Source organism: Sphingomonas phyllosphaerae 5.2, from assembly GCF_000419605.1.
Taxonomy (GTDB): Bacteria; Pseudomonadota; Alphaproteobacteria; order Sphingomonadales; family Sphingomonadaceae; genus Sphingomonas; species Sphingomonas phyllosphaerae_B.
Genome location: NZ_ATTI01000001.1, coordinates 2,215,636 through 2,233,942 on the forward strand (window position 1 = coordinate 2,215,636; position 18,307 = coordinate 2,233,942).

Annotated in this window: 10 protein-coding genes; 2 read left to right on the top strand and 8 right to left on the bottom strand. The window is 66.5% G+C overall.

Annotation, left to right across the window (positions count from 1 at the left end; translation table 11 throughout):
* Positions 1–43 precede the first annotated feature (43 nt).
* The 8 genes from SPHPHY_RS0110385 to SPHPHY_RS0110425 form a co-directional block, all read right to left on the bottom strand.
* The gene (locus SPHPHY_RS0110385) at positions 44–2,842 is read right to left on the bottom strand and encodes a TonB-dependent receptor (protein WP_196802158.1); all 2,799 of its coding nucleotides are present in this window, start codon (positions 2,840–2,842) and stop codon (positions 44–46) included.
* 115 nt (positions 2,843–2,957) lie between these two features.
* Positions 2,958–3,782, bottom strand: a complete 825-nt coding sequence (locus tag SPHPHY_RS0110390; protein WP_022686621.1) for a FadR/GntR family transcriptional regulator — start codon at positions 3,780–3,782, stop codon at positions 2,958–2,960.
* 278 nt (positions 3,783–4,060) lie between these two features.
* Positions 4,061–7,567: a M10 family metallopeptidase C-terminal domain-containing protein gene (locus SPHPHY_RS22650; protein WP_081645290.1), complete on the bottom strand. Its 3,507-nt coding sequence runs from the start codon at positions 7,565–7,567 to the stop codon at positions 4,061–4,063.
* 55 nt (positions 7,568–7,622) lie between these two features.
* Positions 7,623–7,904: a hypothetical protein gene (locus SPHPHY_RS21990; protein ID WP_156025084.1), complete on the bottom strand. Its 282-nt coding sequence runs from the start codon at positions 7,902–7,904 to the stop codon at positions 7,623–7,625.
* Between the two features lie 830 nt (positions 7,905–8,734).
* Positions 8,735–9,577: an amidohydrolase family protein gene (locus tag SPHPHY_RS0110410; RefSeq protein WP_022686623.1), complete on the bottom strand. Its 843-nt coding sequence runs from the start codon at positions 9,575–9,577 to the stop codon at positions 8,735–8,737.
* 20 nt (positions 9,578–9,597) lie between these two features.
* Positions 9,598–10,422 carry an IclR family transcriptional regulator gene (locus SPHPHY_RS19920; RefSeq protein ID WP_022686624.1) on the bottom strand — a complete coding sequence of 275 codons (825 nt, stop codon included), beginning with the start codon at positions 10,420–10,422 and terminating at the stop codon, positions 9,598–9,600.
* 1 nt (position 10,423) lies between these two features.
* Complete coding sequence (fucP, locus tag SPHPHY_RS0110420) at positions 10,424–11,764, bottom strand: L-fucose:H+ symporter permease (RefSeq protein WP_022686625.1); 1,341 nt, start codon at positions 11,762–11,764, stop codon at positions 10,424–10,426.
* A 50-nt stretch (positions 11,765–11,814) separates the two neighbouring features.
* Positions 11,815–12,825 carry a zinc-binding alcohol dehydrogenase family protein gene (locus SPHPHY_RS0110425; RefSeq protein ID WP_022686626.1) on the bottom strand — a complete coding sequence of 337 codons (1,011 nt, stop codon included), beginning with the start codon at positions 12,823–12,825 and terminating at the stop codon, positions 11,815–11,817.
* Between the two features lie 200 nt (positions 12,826–13,025).
* On the opposite strand from SPHPHY_RS0110425, the gene SPHPHY_RS19925 reads away from it, so the two are divergent.
* Entirely contained in the window at positions 13,026–15,503 is a 2,478-nt protein-coding gene (locus SPHPHY_RS19925) for a glycosyl hydrolase family 95 catalytic domain-containing protein (protein WP_022686627.1), read from the top strand.
* Positions 15,504–15,565: 62 nt separating this feature from the next.
* Positions 15,566–18,292 carry a TonB-dependent receptor gene (locus tag SPHPHY_RS0110435; RefSeq protein ID WP_022686628.1) on the top strand — a complete coding sequence of 909 codons (2,727 nt, stop codon included), beginning with the start codon at positions 15,566–15,568 and terminating at the stop codon, positions 18,290–18,292.
* Positions 18,293–18,307: the final 15 nt, after the last annotated feature.

Below are 18,307 nucleotides of genomic sequence, written 5' to 3' on the forward strand. Positions count from 1 at the left end.
TGTACCCGATCCCCCTCCGGCCGGCCGGAGGGGGATCGACCGTTCAAAATCGAAAGTGCACCCCGGCGGTGATACGACGACCGATCTGCGAATTGATACGGGTCAATCCGAAACCATTCTCGGTCTTCTGCAACGCATCGAGCAGGTTGGTCACGTCGGCGCTCAACGAGATCGCCGGCGTAAGCTGGTAGCTTACGGATGCGTCGATCTGACCATAGGCCGGGACGAAGGTACCATCGCCGAAATAGTTCGCGTCGCCTGACGAGAAGGTGCTGCGATAGGTGTAATTACCCCGTATGCCGATGCCGTATTTTTCGAAATAGCCGCCGGCATTGTAATTGTACTTGGATACACCGTTCAACGGAGCGCTGGGGCCGCCCTGGAACTGCGGGATCTGCGGTGCATCGATATAGGTGAAGCTGCCGAACACGCCAAAGCCATCGAAGGCTCCGCCGAGATACGACAGCGGTAGCTGCGCGGCCAGCTCCGCGCCCTTGATGTTGGCGGACTCCAGATTGAGCGGCTGGTTGCGGCGGAACTCCAGCGTCTGCGTGCCGCCGCCACGAAGTTGCGCCGTCAGCGTCTGCGTGACCTGCCCGTTGATGATGTAATTGGTCAGATGCTTGTAGAAGATTGCCGCCGATAGCAGCCCCTGCTTGGGCAGATAATATTCCAGCGACAGATCCGCCTGGTCGGAAAGATACGGGGCCAGCGCCGGATTTCCCGAATTGATGCTGCGGACGTTCGCATTCACGCCGGTACCCGCCGACAGGCTGCCGAGACCGGGGCGACCGAGAACGCGCGCCAGTGCGCCGCGCACCACCACGTCGCTGGCCACTTCATACTTCACGTTGAAGCTGGGCAGGAGATAGCGGTAATCACCCTTCACCTGCGTCGGCACGCCCGTCGGAACGGTTGTGAACACACCGCCCGGTTCGATGATCAAGCCGTTGAGATCGGGCACCAACCCGCTCGACACGGTTTGCGTATCGACATAGCGGACACCGAAATTGCCACCCAATCGGCCGTCGGTCGACCCGAAGCCGGCCTGTGCGTAGACCGCCATGGTGCGCTCGCCGACGTCGTAGCCGCTACCCGAGACGTCCTGCGGCGGCACGGCGCCGATGACGGTCGAATAGGGGATGATGCCGTAATAGGCATCGAGATCGGTGACGAGATAGCTCGCGGGGTAATAAGGGATCTTGGTGTCGAAGGAGATCGGCTTCAGGATGTTCGTTGCGCGTACCGCACCGCTCGCCCCCTCGACATTGGGAGCGAAGACCAGCTTGCCACCCGACAGGCGCGCCAGCGTCGCGGCGTTGGCGCTGGAGCGGGTGTCGACCGCAGTGTTGCGACGATCACCGTAATAGAGCCCCGCCTTCAGCGACTTCAGGAAGCCGGCGTCGAAGGTGTACTCGGCGTCGAGACGCCCTTCGTAGTTCCGATCCGAATTGCGGCCACCGAAGAAATCCTGCGACAGAAGGAAGAAGGTGGACGGGTCCAGGGGATCATAGCCGGCACCATAGGTGACCTTGGGTGGGCTACCCAATCCGTCCGGATGGGTGATCGTGCCGACACCGCGGGATATCGTCGCGAAGCCATTGTTGAGGCTGTTGGTCGTCGAATTGAAATAGCTTGCCTGCCCGCTGACCTTCATGGCGCCGTCGGTGATATCGAAGCCCGCGGCATAGGAATTCAGGATCTTGCGACTGTCCTGCGAAAAGGTGGAGGCACGATGATCGAGACCGGTGGCGGTCATCGACGTCACGAAGCCCTGCGACCCCGAGAGGAGTTGCGGCACCAGGCTGGTGTCGATCGTGCTGGCGGTAACACCATAAGGCTGACCCGGCAGCGCCGGCGCGATATTGGTGAAGCGCGTCGCATTCTCGTACCAGCGACCGGTGTCGCGAAAGTCCGAATGGAAATAGTCGGCGAAGACGTTGATGTTGTCGGCCGGCTTATATTGCAAGGCGCCGACGATCGACAAGCGCTTGCGGGTTCCCGGAAACGCCTGATAGGCCTGCGCGTGGTTGAACGTATACGTGTCACCGAAATCGCCGTCGCGATTATAGTCGATCGGGGGATTGCGCCGGGCCTCGACGCCGGTTTCGGCACCATAACCCTCGTACGAGACTGCCAGGTATTTGCGTTGCTCGTAAGCGACGCCGACATTGATGCCGAAGGTCTTCGACGCGTTCGCGTAGTTCGCCAGCCCGGCGACGCGCGGCGACAGCTTGTCGGGGTTATCCTCGTACACACCCTCGACGGTGCCATTGAAGCTGCTCTTGCCGATATCGAGTGGACGCGCGGTCCGGACGTTGATCGTGCCGGCCAGGCCGCCCTCGATCATGTCGGCGGTCGGTGACTTCGCAACCTCCACTGCGCTGACAAATTCGGCCGACAACGAGGTGAAATCGAACGATCGGCTGCCGCCGCTGCCCAGCGTGCGACCGTTATACTGGGTTCGCGCGAAATCGGGCGCGAGCCCGCGAATGCTGACCGACGACCCTTCGCCGCGGCTGCGGGTGATCTGGACACCGGTAATCCGCTGCAGCGATTCTGCGAGGTTCTGGTCGGGGAACTTGCCGATATCCTCGGCGGAGATGCCGTCGCTGACGACATCGGCGTTGCGCTTCTGCTCGTTGGCGAGCTGCAGGGAGCGCCTGAACCCGGTCACGACGATGTCGGCGGGCTCCGCGGCATCGGCGCCCGGCGCGACGCCCGGCTCGGCCTGCGGGGCCACCGGAGCCGCCTGGGCCAGCACATTCATGGGCCATGCCGCCACGCCCACGTAGAGCGCCGCTTTCAACGTACGCGCCACCACCGAACCAAGACCGATCATCGACATCCTCCCACAAACGCAGGTTTTTCCCTGCTTTTGTAGGACATATACGTGAGAGGTCTGACATGTCAATCTTGCATTATCAGATCACTAGAACCCCTAAGTGATAGCGTTATCAGACCACTAGCCTTCTATTTGCAGCGGCGCGCTTCTGGGCATTGGCGGCGGCCAATTTCTCGATCGCATCGTTTTCCGTGAAGACGAGAAGGTCATTCAGGACACGGTCGAGGTGCCCCAACATGGCGTCGCGTGCGGCGACGGGATTACGCGCCTTGATACCATCTAAAATCAGGCGATGGTCCGTCATGCGCGGCGTACCCCCGGCGGCAGTGATTCGTTGCAACATTGCGTTGCACAATGGCGAACGCGTGCGGATGTCCCACAACATCTCGATCATCAATACTATCGCATCATTCTGGGTGGCACGGGCGATTTCCATGTGAAACCGCCGATCGGCGGCCCAGTCGTTTTGTCGTGGCTCGTGATTTTCCAGTTCCATTGCCTGAAGTATCCGGTCCATCTCGGCGATCTGCTCATCGGTAGCCGCCAACGCGGCCAGCGCCGCCGCCTGAACCTCGATGATGCGCCGCGCCTCGGTGAGCTCGAACGCGCCGATATCCAGCGCGTTCGGCTGCGATTGCGGCAGCGCCGTCGCTCCGATCACGTAAAAGCCGGAACCTTGCCGGGCCTCGACCAGCCCGAGGATCTCCATCCCGATCAGGGCCTCTCGAATCGTCAGACGACTTACCGAGAAACGCTCCACCAGCACACGCTCGGGCGGAAGGCGGCTTCCGGCAGGGAAGACCCCTTCCGCTATCTCCTGCTGGAGGGTGTCGATGACGATCCGATACAGCTTGCCCGTACCGCTCGCAGTCTGACCAGACGCGGGGCCGGACGCTGCCGACTTGCGTTTCGGGCTGTTTTTCGCACGCTCGCTCATGGCGCAGAGCTAACATGAGATGCGGTGCTCGTCATCAAAGCGACGTTAGCGTTAACGGCATGGTCGCGCGGGCAGCGCCGTCGTTTAGGGGAAAGCGGTGATGGGCCACGGACCGGCGTAGCGGATCGCGCGCAGGCGAAGCCGACCCCGCCGGCGATGCAGACCCTTCTGATTCCGGTCGCGTCGTGGCGGGATCGTCTACAAGGATCGCCTCCTGTGGCGGCTGCCGCCTCGTATGAAACGGCGGGGAGCGGGGGCTGCCGCTCCCGCACGCTCGCTCAGACGAAGAACATCGGATCGCTGGCGATGCCATGCAGCGGCGTATCGAAGGCGTAGCTGGATGCGCCGACGTGATCGAGCGGACGATCGACATCGCGCAGGGCCGCGCCGCGTCCGTCGGCCAGCAAGTCATCGTCCTTGAAGAGCTTCATCCAGCCCTCTCCAGCGACGCTCGCCGCCCGGTCGGCGGTCTCGCCCTCGAAGATCGAGTCCCCGGCGACGATGCGGTGCTGGACGCCGCCGTCGATGATCCCGAACGCCATGTCGCCGCCCTGCCCGCGTGGCCCCGGCCAGCCGATGTCCGCATCCGGCCCGCGCCCGGTGCCGAAGACGGGCTGATAGCGGCCGCCGTCCAGATCGTCGAAGCGTGCCTCGGCGAAGACGCCGAACGCGCCGTCGATCTCGGGAGTCGCCGGTTGCGGCGTCGTGATCGAGACGTCGCTGATCGTGCCGACCAGCGGCGTGGCGTGCGCCCCGCTGGACTGGCCGATATATGCCCTGGCGCGATCCACGTCGCGCGGGACGCCGCCCTGCCCCTCGCCGACCGGATGGCCGTCCTCGAAGATGCGCATCATGCCGTCGTCGGCGATGCTGGCGGTCCAGGTCGCCTGCTCGCCCTGCACGATCGCGTCCTTCGCGACGCCACGGTGCGTGATGCCACCCGCCACGACCTCGAAGCCCATGTCGTCGCCGGACCCGACCTGTCCAGGCCAGACGGTGTCCGATTGCTCGCCGTTGCCGGTGTCGAGGATCCGCCGGGAGTGACCACCCGCCAGATCGTCGAACGTCACCTTTGCGGTCGCGACGAATGCGCCATCGATGTCGCGCGGCGGTGCACCGCTGTGGACGTAAAGGTCGGAGACCTCGCTGACCAGCGGCCGGTCGTTCGTCCACGGCAGGCTGCCGACGCGCTCTTCCAGCCCCGCAACGTCGCCGGGCACAACGCCCTCGAGCCTGGCGAGAAACGTGCCGTTCTTGAAGATCACCATCATCCCCGCGCCGTCGACGCTGACGGTCCACGTCGCCTGTTCGCCCTCGACGATCGCGTCCCTGGCGACCAGCTTGGACCCCGCCGAGCCGATGCGGATGCCGAACCCCATGTCCCTCGACGTGCCGATCTGGCCCAGCCAGATGTTGTCGGACGCCTTGCCGTTGCCGAAATCGAAGATGCGCTGGAACGGGCCAGCGTCGAGGTTGTCGAACCGCGCCGTGGCGGTCGCGGTGAACGCGCCGTCGATGTCGTATTTCGACGGCGCCGGTACCGTGGGCGTGACCGGTACCGTGGGCGTGACGGGTACCGTCGGCTCGACCGGCACCGTCGGCTCAACCGGCACCGTCGGCGTCACCGGCACCGTCGGCTCGACCGGCACCGTCGGCTCGACCGGTATCGTCGGCCCGACGGGTATCGTTGGAGTGACCGGCACCGTCGGCTCAACCGGCACCGTCGGCGTCACCGGCACCGTTGGCTCAACGGGCACCGTTGGAGTGACCGGCACCATCGGCGTGACCGGCACCGTCGGCGTGACCGGCACCGTCGGCGTGACCGGCACCGTCGGCGCGACCGGTACCGTCGGCGTCACCGGCACCGTGGGCGTCACCGGCACTGTGGGCGTGACCGGCACCGTCGGCGCGACCGGTACCGTCGGCGTCACCGGCACCGTGGGCGTGACCGGCACCGTCGGCGTCACCGGCACTGTGGGCGTGACCGGCACCGTCGGCGTGACCGGTACCGTCGGCTCGACGGGTACCGTGGGCGTGACCGGTACCGTCGGTGGCGTCACCGGCACCGTCGGCGCGACCGGCACCGTCGGCGTCACCGGGACCGTCGGCGTCACCGGTACCGTCGGCGCGACCGGTACCGTCGGCGCGACCGGCACCGTCGGCGCGACCGGTACCGTTGGAGTGACCGGCACCGTCGGCGTGACCGGTACCGTCGGCTCGACGGGTACCGTGGGCGTGACCGGCACCGTTGGAGTGACCGGCACCGTTGGAGTGACCGGCACCGTCGGCGTGACCGGTACCGTCGGCTCAATCGGCACCGTCGGCTCAACGGGCACCGTTGGCGTGACCGGCACCGTCGGCGTCACCGGTACCGTCGGCGCGACCGGTACCGTTGGCGTGACCGGCACCGTCGGCGTCACCGGCACCGTTGGCGCGACGTAGACGTCGGCGGCGACGGGCGAGAGTGCCACCGTATGACTGGTCGTGCTGCCAACGGCGATCGCACCGAAGCGCGCCTTCAGGTTGGCCAGTACCGCCGCCACGCCCAGCGTGGCATCGTCGAAGCCGAGTTGCTCGATCGAGGTCAGCGTATCGATGGCTCCCGTCGCCGTGTCGCGGATCTTCAGCACGCCGTCCGCTACGGCGGCCGCGTCGTAGACGATCTCGTAACGCGTGCTCGTGCCCTCGAAGATGGCGCGGTCCACGCCGGCGCCGCCATCGAGGATGTCGGCGCCACTCCCGCCGACCAGCGTGTCGTCGCCGCCCATCCCCAGCAACGTGTCGTCGCCGCCATTGCCCTCCAGCCGGTTCGCGACATCGTTGCCGGTGATCCGGTCCGCACCGCTGCCGGCGATCGCATTCTCGATCACCGTTCCGCGCGCGATCGCGAAGTTTCCGACGCCGCCGTCGATATCGGAGAAGGCACCTTCCCGCAGGTCGATGACCTGCCCGGCGCTGCGTTTGCTGAAGTTGAAGGTGTCGATGCCGCCGCTGTCCACGATCGTGGACGCCGTCATGCGGTCCCCGTTTGTGCCCGCCTCCGTGACGGTGCGATCGTCGCCATAGGTGTCGTTCCCGGTCCGTACATTCGTTGGCACGCCGTACATTTTGTGGATGGCGACGATGTCGGCCATCATCGGCGTCACCGGCGTGGCCCAACTCGCCTGCGTGTACGGGTTCTGGAGCTGGTTGATGTAGGACATGATGGAATGTTTCCAGCTGTCTTCCTGATAGCGGCTCTGCGTGGCGAAATTGGCCGTACCATTGTAATTGCCCGCGTGACCAAGGCCGAGCGCATGGCCGATCTCGTGCACATAGGTCTTCATCTTGTACCAGCCGCCATTGCCCCAGTTCGCTTCGACATTGACCCTCGCGGCCGTGTGAATACCGTTCCACGAAACCTGCAGCGCGCCGCCATTCGCGCCGGGCCTGTCCTCCGAAAAAGCGATCTGCGCCCAGCCGCCGGTCTCGGCGAAGGCAAGCCCCGTCGCCGCGGTCCATGTTGCCAGCGCGGCGCGTGCCGTTCCCTGGTTGTCGGCGCGAAGGGCGGTGATGTTGACGCTGATGCTGCCCCCGGTGCGGACGTCGAAATGGCGTGAACGTCGTCCCATTTCGTTCCAGTAGCCGTCCGTCAGGTAATGTGCCTGCTGATCCAGTGTCCACGACGGCTTGTCCGGTGCAACCGCGTTCGTCGTGACCTCTCCGGCGTTGGCGAATTCGCGACTGCCGCCTTCGCCATGTTCACGAACGGGGTCTTCGCCGCGGAATTCACAGATGAGGCACATGACATGTTAGTCCCTTGTTGAACGGAAAGTTTTCGTCAGAATGCGGGGCGGGCGATCAGTCCGGAAAAGCGGTTCCCTGGACGAGCGCATCGGCATATCCGTCCAGCATTTCCCGACTGAACGGCATGTCCAGGACAAAGGTGGTCAGGGTCTCGCCGCGGCCCGTTCCGCCGTCCGCCGCGATCCACGCGGGATGGCCGGCGATTTGATCGACGGAGCGCCGCTCCTCGACGAAGGAGATCGTGGCGATGGACCGGCCGGGTTCGTGCCGCGCGTCGGTGGTAATGACTTCCGCGTCGCGGCCGCGCGCTTCGATGCACCGGCAAGCGCCAAGCACATGCCGTCGTACGGCGTGGCGCAGATCAGCACCGTCGCGTACGCAGATGCGTGACTGGAACGGGCCTGCGAACCGGAGAGAGCCGCAAGCGACGCCATCAACATGGCGAGATGATCCGTCATGGCCGTCGCTTCCGTATCGGTATCCAGCACATCAGCGGGTTGCAGATTACCGGTACGGGACTCCTGACGCGGGCCGGATTACGCACTTCCTAAACATTATGGTTTAGACCGAGGACATCACTACAGCGGCACCACGAGAGATAGCTTTGTAATCACTGCAAATTCATTATCGATTGTATTTACAATCTGAACAGATTGCCCTTATCCATCTGTTTATCATCGAGTATATATTTGACGCCGATGCAAATATCGCGTCAGCCAATCGCGATCGGTAACGGACGCGCGCGCCTGAACTTGAACATCGCGCGATTCCGGCACGTTGACGGCAATTACCCGGCTCGACATCTGAGATCATCGGGTGATGGAGTAGGCGGTCGGGCAACCGCCGCACGCCTGTCACCCGCGCAAGGCAGACGATGGCGGAGGTCGGCAAGGCCGGCGGGGCCGCACGCCGGGCGCGTCGACGTCGTCGCCACGAGCGAGCGGTACGCCTGTCGCGCCGGATTGGTGGATCGCAGCCACGACAACGCGGCGGATGCGCGGCGAGTGGTTCCTCGCACGGCAGCAGATGCACCTTGGCGATCGTCGTGAGCGGCAGCGCGCGGCCGCTCGATCCGGGAACCGGGTCACGGCGTCGAGCATCGCATCACCGCATCGACGGAGAGCAGCTCGGCACGCACATGGCGAAGGTGGCTTGTCCCGGAGCGATCAGCCGCCGACTGCTCCGTTCAGCCGGTAGGCGCGCCGTGCATTGCCCCCGAAGATCGCCGCTTCGTCGCGTGGACAATGCCGTCCGACATAATCGGCGACCACGTCGAACACGCGCGCATAATCGGCGGCCAGCAGACACACCGGCCAGTCCGATCCCCACATCACCCGCCCGGCCCCGAACAGGGTGAAGACGTGGTCGAGATACCGCTCCAGATCGTCGGCCGACCAGTTCGCGTGGTTTGCCTCGGTGACCAGCCCCGACACCTTGCACATCACGTGCGGCGCTGCCGCAACCGCGGCCAGCCGGTCCGCCCACGGCTGCCATCCGCCGGTCGCGATGGCGGGCTTGGCGGCGTGATCCAGCACGAAGCGCCCTTCGCCGACCCGGTCGAGGAAGGCGGGCACGGTGGCCAGCTGCCGATGATCCACGAGCAGATCGTACGTCAGGTTCCGCGCCACCACCGCCCGCACCCCGTGCACCATCGCGTCACCGAGCAGAAAGTCCGCGGCGGCCTCGTCCTGCACGATATGGCGATACCCGACCAGCAGCGGGGCCGCGTCGGCGTCCAGTCGGGCGGCGATGTCCGTGGCGCGCAGGTCGATCCATCCGACGACACCGATGATCGCGGGGTGGCGCGCCGCCGCCTCCAGCAGCGCGCGCGTCTCGCCGGGCACCTGCCGCGCCTGCACCGCGATCGCCGCGTCGACGCCGCGTGTCGCCATCGCCGCGACCAGATCGGCGCCGTCGAAATCGCGCGCGATCGTGCTGCCCGGGGCGATCCACCCGAAGTCGCCGGGATCGTACCGCCACAGGTGGTGGTGCGCGTCGATGCGGATCATCGCGGGATCTCCTCGTTCGATCAGGCGGCTGGATGATGGCCGAGGGTCAGCGAGATGCGCGCCGCGGCGGCCTGCAACAGCCCGTCGACCGCGTCCAGCTTCACGCGCTGCGATCCGTCGATCATCTCCATATACGGCACGGTCAGCGCGCCCACGATCTCGCCGCTGAACGCGAACACCGGGTAGCTGACGTCGGTAACCCCATGCGTGATCGGGCTTTGACGCCGGTCGAACCCCTGGCGCCGCACGATCGCCAGCCGTTCCTCCAGCCAATCCGTGTCGACCGGCTTGCCCTGCGCCGCCGCCGCCTGCGCGACGATCCGCTTCACCCGCTGCGCCGACGAGAAGGCGAGCAGCACTTGCCCCGAACAGCTGCGGATCATGTCGATCGCCGCGCCGAGCCGTAGCGAAAAGCCCCGCACGCCCGGGTTTTCCTCGCGCGCGATCACCAGCCCATAGGCGCCGTTGGGCACGACGAAGTGGCACGACTGGTCGGTTTCCGCCGCCAGCTGCTGCATTTCCGGCGTCGCCGCACGCGTCAGATTTTGCGCGGGCGTGGCGCGGTACGCTAGGTCGAGGATCTTGTACGACACGGTGTAGCGGTCGTTGACCGGGGAGCGCTGCAGATAGCCGATCTGCTCCATGACGACGACGATCCGGAACAGCTCGCCCACCGACCGCCCCAGCGCCGCGGCCATGTCGGTGACCAGCGCGCCCTGCGGATAGGCCGAGAGCAAGTCCAGGATCTCGAACGCCTTCTCCAGCGCCGGCGCCGCATAGGTGGTCTGCTTGGCCTTGCCGGCACCGGGCGCCTCCTCGTCGGATTTGCGCGCGCGCGTGACCACGTTACTTCCAGGCGCGGGCGCGGAGCGAATAGCCCAGCACCACCACGAAGCACGCCGCGGGTACCAGCATCGCCGCCGCGATCCCCGCACGATCCGAGACGAACCCGATCAACCCGGTCAGCACCGCGCCGCCGATGATCGCCATGATGATCAGCGACGATCCCAGCCGGCGCAGCGACCCGAGCGTTTCGACGCCCAGCGCGAAGATCGTCGGGAACTGGATCGACATGAAGAAGCTGGTCGCGACCAGCGCATATAGCCCGACATGTCCGCCGACGAGCGCCGCGGTCGCCGCCAGCACCGCCGAGATCGCCGCGAAGATCGTCAGCAGCCGCGCCGGGGCGATCCACGTCATCAATGTCGTGCCGACGAAGCGCCCGCCGGCGAACAGCGCCAGCGACACGAACAGCATGTCCGCGCCCTGCCGCTCGGTCCAGCCGAGCCCGCCCTGCGCATAGCGGATCGTGTAGCTCCACAGCCCGACCTGCGCGCCGACATAGCAGAATTGCGCGATCACCGCCCCGATCAGCCGCGGATGACGCAGCAGGTCGGCGAACCGCTCCTTGCCGCCAGCGCCGCCGCCCGCACCGCCGATCGCGCCGCCGATCGCGCCTTCGTCGACGCGCGCGGCGGTGTTGCGCGGAAAGGCGGTGAAGGCCGCGGCGATCGCGAACAGCAGCACGACGACGGCGATCGCGAGATAGGGCGTCGCGATCGCCTGCACCTCGTTGCGGTAGAAGGCTTCGCGCGCGGCGGCGTTCATCCCCGCCAGCGTCGCCTCGTCATGTTCGATCCCCGACAGGATGAAGTTCCGCCCGACCAGGATGCCGGTGATCGCGCCCAGCGGGTTGGCGGCCTGTGCCCAGTTCAGCCGCCGGGTCGCGGTTCGCGGATCGCCCAGCTCCGTCATCAACGGGTTGGCCGACGTCTCCAGGAACGCCAGCCCCGCCGCGATGACGAACAGCGCGAGGAGGAACAGCTCGTACATGCTCACCGCTGCGGCCGGGTAGAAAAGCAACGCACCCGCGCCATACAGCAGCAGGCCGGTGACGATCGCCGCCTTGTAGCCGAAGCGCCGCAGCACGACCGACGCCGGGATCGCGAACGCGAAATAGCCGAAATAGAAGACCTGCTGCACGAAGCTGGTGCCGAAGTCCGACAGCGTGAACGCCTTCTTGAACTGCGCGATCAGGATGTCGTTCAGGTTGTTGGCCATCCCCCACAAGAAGAACAGCGAGGTCGTGATGACGAGCGCCGGTATCCACCGCGCCGCGCCGCCGTGTTCATGCGCCTGCTGCGCGGTCGGACGATCCTCCAGCGGAGGGGAACCTTGCCACGCCATTTTCCGTCATCCTCTATCACCCGGTGCCGGGTCGTCATGCCCGCGCGTCTTCAGAACGTCACGATCGCCTTCAGAACATGGTCCGCGGCCGCGATCAACTGCGGCATGCGTTCCGGCAGCTCCTCGGCGTCGACGCTATGGGTATGCAGCGCGTCCGTGGGAATGTCGCCGCCGCGGATCGCGGCCAGTACGCGGTTGAAATCACTGGATAGTGCATTGCGGCTGGCGATCAGCGTCGCCTCGCGGCGGTGGAATTCGGGATCGGCGAAGATCAGGTCGTCGGGTACCACGCTGACCAGCACGTAACGGCCGCCGTTCGCGACATAGCCCAGCCCGGCGCGCATCGCATGGATGTTGCCCGTCGCGTCGAACACGCAATCGAAGAAGTCGCCCCCGGTTCGTGCCGACAGCGCATCGCGGATGCCGTCGTCGACGGTGATCACGTCGTCGAACCCGAGCCGGGTGCGCGCATGGTCGAGGCGTGTCGCGCGGGTATCGATGATCGTCACCTCCGCGCCGTCGAGCCGCGCGAACAACGCCACAGCGACACCGATCGGACCGGCACCCGCGACCAGCACGCGCTCTCCCTCCGAAAGCGCGGCACGCGCGACGGCATGCGCGCCGATCGCGAGGAACTCGACCATTGCGGCCTGTTCGAGGGTGAGGTCGTCGGCGGCGATCACCGCGCGCTCGGGCACCGCGATCACATCCTGCATCCCGCCGTCGACGTGGACGCCGAGCACCGCGATTCGCGTGCAGCAATTCGGCTTGCCCTTGCGGCATGCGACGCAGGTGCCGCACGCCAGATACGGGTTGATCGTCACCCGCTGGCCGACCCGCAGCGCCGATCCATCCGGCACGGCCGCGATCTCGCCGGCGAGTTCATGTCCCATCACGCGCGGATAGGACAGGAACGGCTGGTTGCCCGCGAAGATATGGTAATCGGTGCCGCACAGCCCGACGCGGCGCATCCGCACCAGCACCTCGCCCGGTGCGGCAACGGGAGCGGGGCGATCGACGAGTTCGAGCGCGAACGGCTCCCGGCACGACACGGCTCGCATTCGATCACTCCCCCATCATTCGTTGCTTCCATATATGAGATGTTGCTCACCTTCAGGCAACAACCTTTCTCGCGTCCAGTGTGGCGCGCGGCGCCTCGCATCCGGTTAAGATGCTCAACACACAAGGTTCGCTTACGAATCTGCTTGCCTATTTATCATATACGCCGGATAGTTTTCATATAAACAAATGGAGGACGGGGATGTCGACCGAGCTTAGCCGGCGAAGCGTGCTTGGAGCCGGTGCTGCCGCAGCGGCAGCGGGAGGGCTTGCGGCGCTGCCGTTGCGTGCGCAGTCGAACGTATCCGGCGATGCGCACCGGCTCTGGTTCGATGCGCCTGCCGAACGCTGGGTCGACGGGCTGCCGGTCGGCAACGGCCGGCTTGGCGCAATGGTACGCGGCGGAACCGACCGTGAGATCGTGTCGCTGAACGAGGACACCTTGTGGTCGGGCTATCCCGGCACCGATGCCAGCCCGGACGCGCGCGCGGCGCTGCCCGGCGTGCGCGCGGCGACCTTCGCCGGTGACTTCCACGCTGCCGACGAGCGCGCGAAGCGGATGCAGGGGCCATATTCGAACAGCTACGCCCCGCTCGGCGACCTCACGATCGCGCTTCACGGTGGCGGCGCGGTGCGCGACTACCGCCGCACGCTCGATCTGGACGAGGCGGTGGCCGGCGTTTCCTACGCCGCGGGGCAGACCCGTTTCACGCGCGAGGTGTTCGTCTCGCACCCCGCGCAGCTTGTCGTGATAATGCTGACCGCGGAAGGCGGGACGATCGACGCCGACCTGTCGCTCGCGACGCTGCTGCGCGGCACCGCCCGCGCGGCCGGGAACCGGATCGTGCTGCACGGCAAGGCCCCCGCTTATGCCGCACCCAATTACCAGAAGGTCGCCGATCCGGTCCGCTTCGACGATGCCGCGGGGAAGGGCATGATGTTCGCGGCCGTCGCCGATGTCGCGACCGACGGTGGAAGCGCCACCGCCGCCGGCGCGACGATCGCGGTGCGCGGCGCGCGCAGTGTCGAGATCCGCATCGCCGCCGCCACCGGCTTCCGGCGCTTCGACCAGGCGCCCGACCTGCCGATCGCCGCGATCGAGGCGAAGGCGGCGGCTGCGTTGACCGCGGCGAAGGCCGTTCGTCACGCCGCGTTGCGTGCCGCGCATGTCGCGGATCACCAGCGGCTCTATCGTCGTGCCGAACTCAGCCTGACCGGCGCGAGCGGCACCACCGCGGAACGGCGCGCCGGCAACGAGCGTGCGAGCGATCCGGGGCTGGCGGCGCTGCTCTTCCACTTCGGCCGCTACCTGCTGATCGCGAGCTCTCGCCCGGGCACCCAGCCCGCGAACCTGCAGGGGATCTGGAATGCCGAGGTGCGCCCGCCCTGGAGCAGCAACCACACGACCAACATCAACACCGAGATGAACTATTGGCCGGCCGAGGTCGCGAACCTGGCCGATTGCCACACCGCGCTGTTCGACTGGCTGGAGCATGTCGCGGTGCGCGGTGCGGCGGTCGCCAGCGGCTATTACGGGATGCCGGGCTGGTGCCTGCATCATAACAGCGACCTCTGGGCGATGGCGAACCCGGTCGGCGAAGGCGAAGCGACCCCGGTGTGGGCGAACTGGCCGATGGGCGGACCGTGGCTGATGCAGCACCTGTGGCAGCATTATGCGTTCGGCGGCGACCTGGCCTTCCTGCGCGAGCGGGCATGGCCGCTGATGCGCGGTGCGGCGGAATTCTGCGCGGCGTGGCTGGTCGCCAACCCGGCCGACGGGCGGTTGACCACCGCGCCGTCGATCTCGCCCGAAAACGAGTTCCTCGCGCCCGACGGCAAGAAGGCGTCGATCAGCGCCGGGTGCACGATGGACCTCGCGCTGACCCGCGAGCTGTTCGCCAATTGTATCGCGGCGGCGGGGCTGCTCAAGACCGACGCGGCGTTCGCCGCGAAGCTGCGCGGGCTGGTGGAGCGGCTGGAGCCATACCGGATCGGCAGCCACGGTCAGTTGCTCGAATGGTCGCAGGAGTTTGCGGAGAACGAGCCGGGGCACCGCCACATCTCGCATCTCTACCCGCTATATCCCGGCGACGAATTCACCCCGCGGCGCACCCCGAAATGGGCGCGGGCGGTGGCGACGTCGATGCAGCGCCGCGAAGATAATGGCGGCGCGCAGACCGGCTGGAGCCGTGCCTGGGCGACGTGCATCTGGGCGCGGATGGGCGACGCGGCACGCGCCGGGCGGTCGATCGACGCGTTCTTCAAATCGAGCACGCTCGACAACTTGTTCGACACGCACCCCTCCGACAAAGGCCCGATCTTCCAGATCGACGGCAATTTCGGGATCACCGCCGCGATCGCCGAGATGCTGGTGCAAAGCCACGACGGCGCGATCGCGCTGCTCCCGGCGCTGCCGCCGGCGTGGCGGGACGGCAGCGTCCGCGGGCTGCGCGCACGCGGCGCAGTCACCGTCGATCAACGCTGGCGCGCGGGTGCGCTGGAGCAGGCCGAACTGACCTTCGCCACCGGAGGCGACGTGCTCGTACGCCTGCCCGCGGGACGCCGCGTCCGTGCCGCCACCCGCGGCGCCACCGCGGTCGCCCTGAAAGCCGAGGAGGCCGGGCTGCGGGTGCGCGCGCGCGCCGGCGACCGCATCACACTGACCATCGGCGCCGCCTGAACGCGACGGCCATCACCGCCGACCGGTCACGAACGACCGGCGGCACCCACGGGGAGAGAAGAATGACCACACGTTTTCTGGCCAGCGCCGCATCGCTGCTCGCGATCACCATCGCGTCCGCCGCCACCGCGCAGACCGTGCCCGCCGCCAGCCCGGCGGCACCGGACACGACGATCGACACGCCCGGGAGTGGCGCGGAGGTGGTCGTCACCGGCATCCGCCGCAGCCTCGCCGACGCGACCGCGCTGAAGCGCAACAACATCGGCATCGTCGATGCGATCTCCTCGGAGGATATCGGGCGCTTCCCCGACCAGAACCTCGCCGAATCGCTTCAGCGCGTCACCGGCGTGCAGATCACGCGCAACAAGGGCGAAGGATCACGCGTCGCCTTGCGCGGGCTCGGCCCCAATTTCACGCAGACGCAGTATAACGGTCGCCAGATCGCGACGCCGGGCGGCGGGCGCAGCTTCTCCTTCACCTCGCTGTCGTCGGACTTCGTCAGCGCGGTCGAGGTCATCAAGTCGCCCAGCGCCGAGCAGGTCGAGGGCGGACTCGCCGGCCTGGTCAACGTCCGCGTCGCACGCCCGCTGGACGCCGGGCGCGACGTGGTGGCGATCACCGCGGAGGGCATCTACGAGGAAAACCCGAACCGCGTGACGCCGCACGCATCGCTGTTCGTCAACAAGGTCATCAGCGATCGCTTCGGCGCCAGCTTCGGCATCAACTATGAAAAGCGCCGCGTGCTGTCGGCGGGCTATCTCGGTTACGGTGCGGAGAACGGCGTCGAGGGGCGGCGCAACCCGCCACTCGACTATAACCTCGATGGCGACCTCGCCGACCAGGCACGCTTCATCCACACCACCAACCTTGTCGCGCAGGACGGCAAGTTCGAACGCGTGACGATGATCGGCGGATTGCAGTTCAAGCCGACCGACACGCTGAACTTCTACGCCGACGGCTTCTTTTCGGACTTCAAGGACTATTCGATCTACAACGAGCATCAGGTCCGCTTCACCAATATCCAGGGGCCCGGCGCGGGCGTCGTCGGCAGCACTGTCGCCGATGGCTACCTGACCGCGCTGGACGCCAACGGAGTCGATCATCGCGCCGACACCCGCCCGATCGATACGCATGACGAACTGTTCAGCGGTGCGGTCGGCGGCATCTGGACGCTGGACGAGCTGAAGGTGTCGAGTGAGTTCAGCTTCTCCAAGGCGCGCCGCACCTCGACCAACTACGGCTTCGCGATCAACTCGCGCGCGCGCGTCGGCTACGACACGGGCGGCAATCTCGGGCGCGAGCCGACCGTCACGTTCAATCGCGGCTACGACCCGCTCGATCCCTCGACCTACAATTTGCTCGCGGTCGGCGGCACGTATCGCGCGCCCAGCATCGACCGCAATTACGACGGCCGCCTCGACATCTCGCGCGATGTCGCGCTCTCGGACGCCACCCTCGTCCTGAAGGCGGGCGGCATGTTCGCCAACCGCCGCAGCGAATTCAGCTCGCGCACCTTCAACCTGACGTCGCAGCAGTTCGCGACCGCGCTGGGGCAGGCCTATAACCCGACCGTCGAGGGCGGCAGCACGTCCGCGGCGCCGATCCTTGCACAGGTCGATTATTCGAAGTTCGTGCAGTCCTCGCTCGGCACCTATCTTGCACCCAATCTCGACGCGTTCTTCGACAAGCTGCCCCTGTCGCAGATGCTGTCGCTCGCCCCGCCGCAGGCGCAGCTCGCCAACGACTTCCAGGTCACTGAACGATCGTATGCGGCCTATGGCCAGGTCGACATTCGCGCGCTGGAGGATCGCTTCAACGGCAACATCGGGCTGCGCTATGTCCGCACCGATCAGACGTCCGACGGCAACGCCGCCGATCTGTCGACCCTGCTGGTGCGGCGCGGCGGGATCATCACCGTCGTGCAGGGAACCGCGCCGGTCTCGATCGACAACAGCTATGCCGAATGGTTGCCCAGCGCGAACCTTTCCTACGACCTGACGCCGCAATTGAAGGTGCGCGGCGCGGTGGCGCGCACGCTGACGCGGCCCGACATCGGCTTACTCTCCCCGACGCTGAGCGTCGATGCGAACACCAGCACGATCAGCGCGCGCAACCCGAACCTGCGCCCGTACCTGTCGAACCAGATCGACCTGTCGCTCGAATATTACTTCGCCGGCTCCGGGTTGCTCTCGGCGGCGGTCTTCTACAAGGACGTCAAGAACTTCATCATCAACGCCGCCACCTCGGTCACACAGACCGTGCAGCTGGAGGAAGGCGGCAGCCGCGAACAGGTGTTCCTGCTGCGCCAGCCGCGCAACGGCGCGAGCAGCAAGATCAAGGGGTTCGAGCTTGGCGCGCAAGTGCCGTTCACGTTCCTGCCCAGCGCGCTCGACGGCCTCGGTGTGCTCGGCAACTTCACCTATCTCGATCTTGGTGACGTGGTGGTGACGCAGGGAGAGCCCGCGATCCCGATCTCGGGCGCATCGACGCGCAGCTACAATATCGCCGGCTATTACGAAAAGGCCGGGTTCGGCATTCGCGCTTCGTACAACTACCGCAATGGCTTCGTGAACGATCCGATCAGCACGTTCGGCGATGGCGACTATCAGCGGTCGTATGGTCAGCTCGACATCTCGGCGAGCTACGACGTCAACCGCATGGTGACGCTGAACGCCGACGTCACCAACGCGACGAACGCGAAGATCTTCAACGACACCGCCGTCGGCCTGCTGCGCGGCGTGGTCGACAACGGCCGACGCATTACCGCGGGCGTGCGCGTGCGGTTCTAGGCCGGCGCCACCACC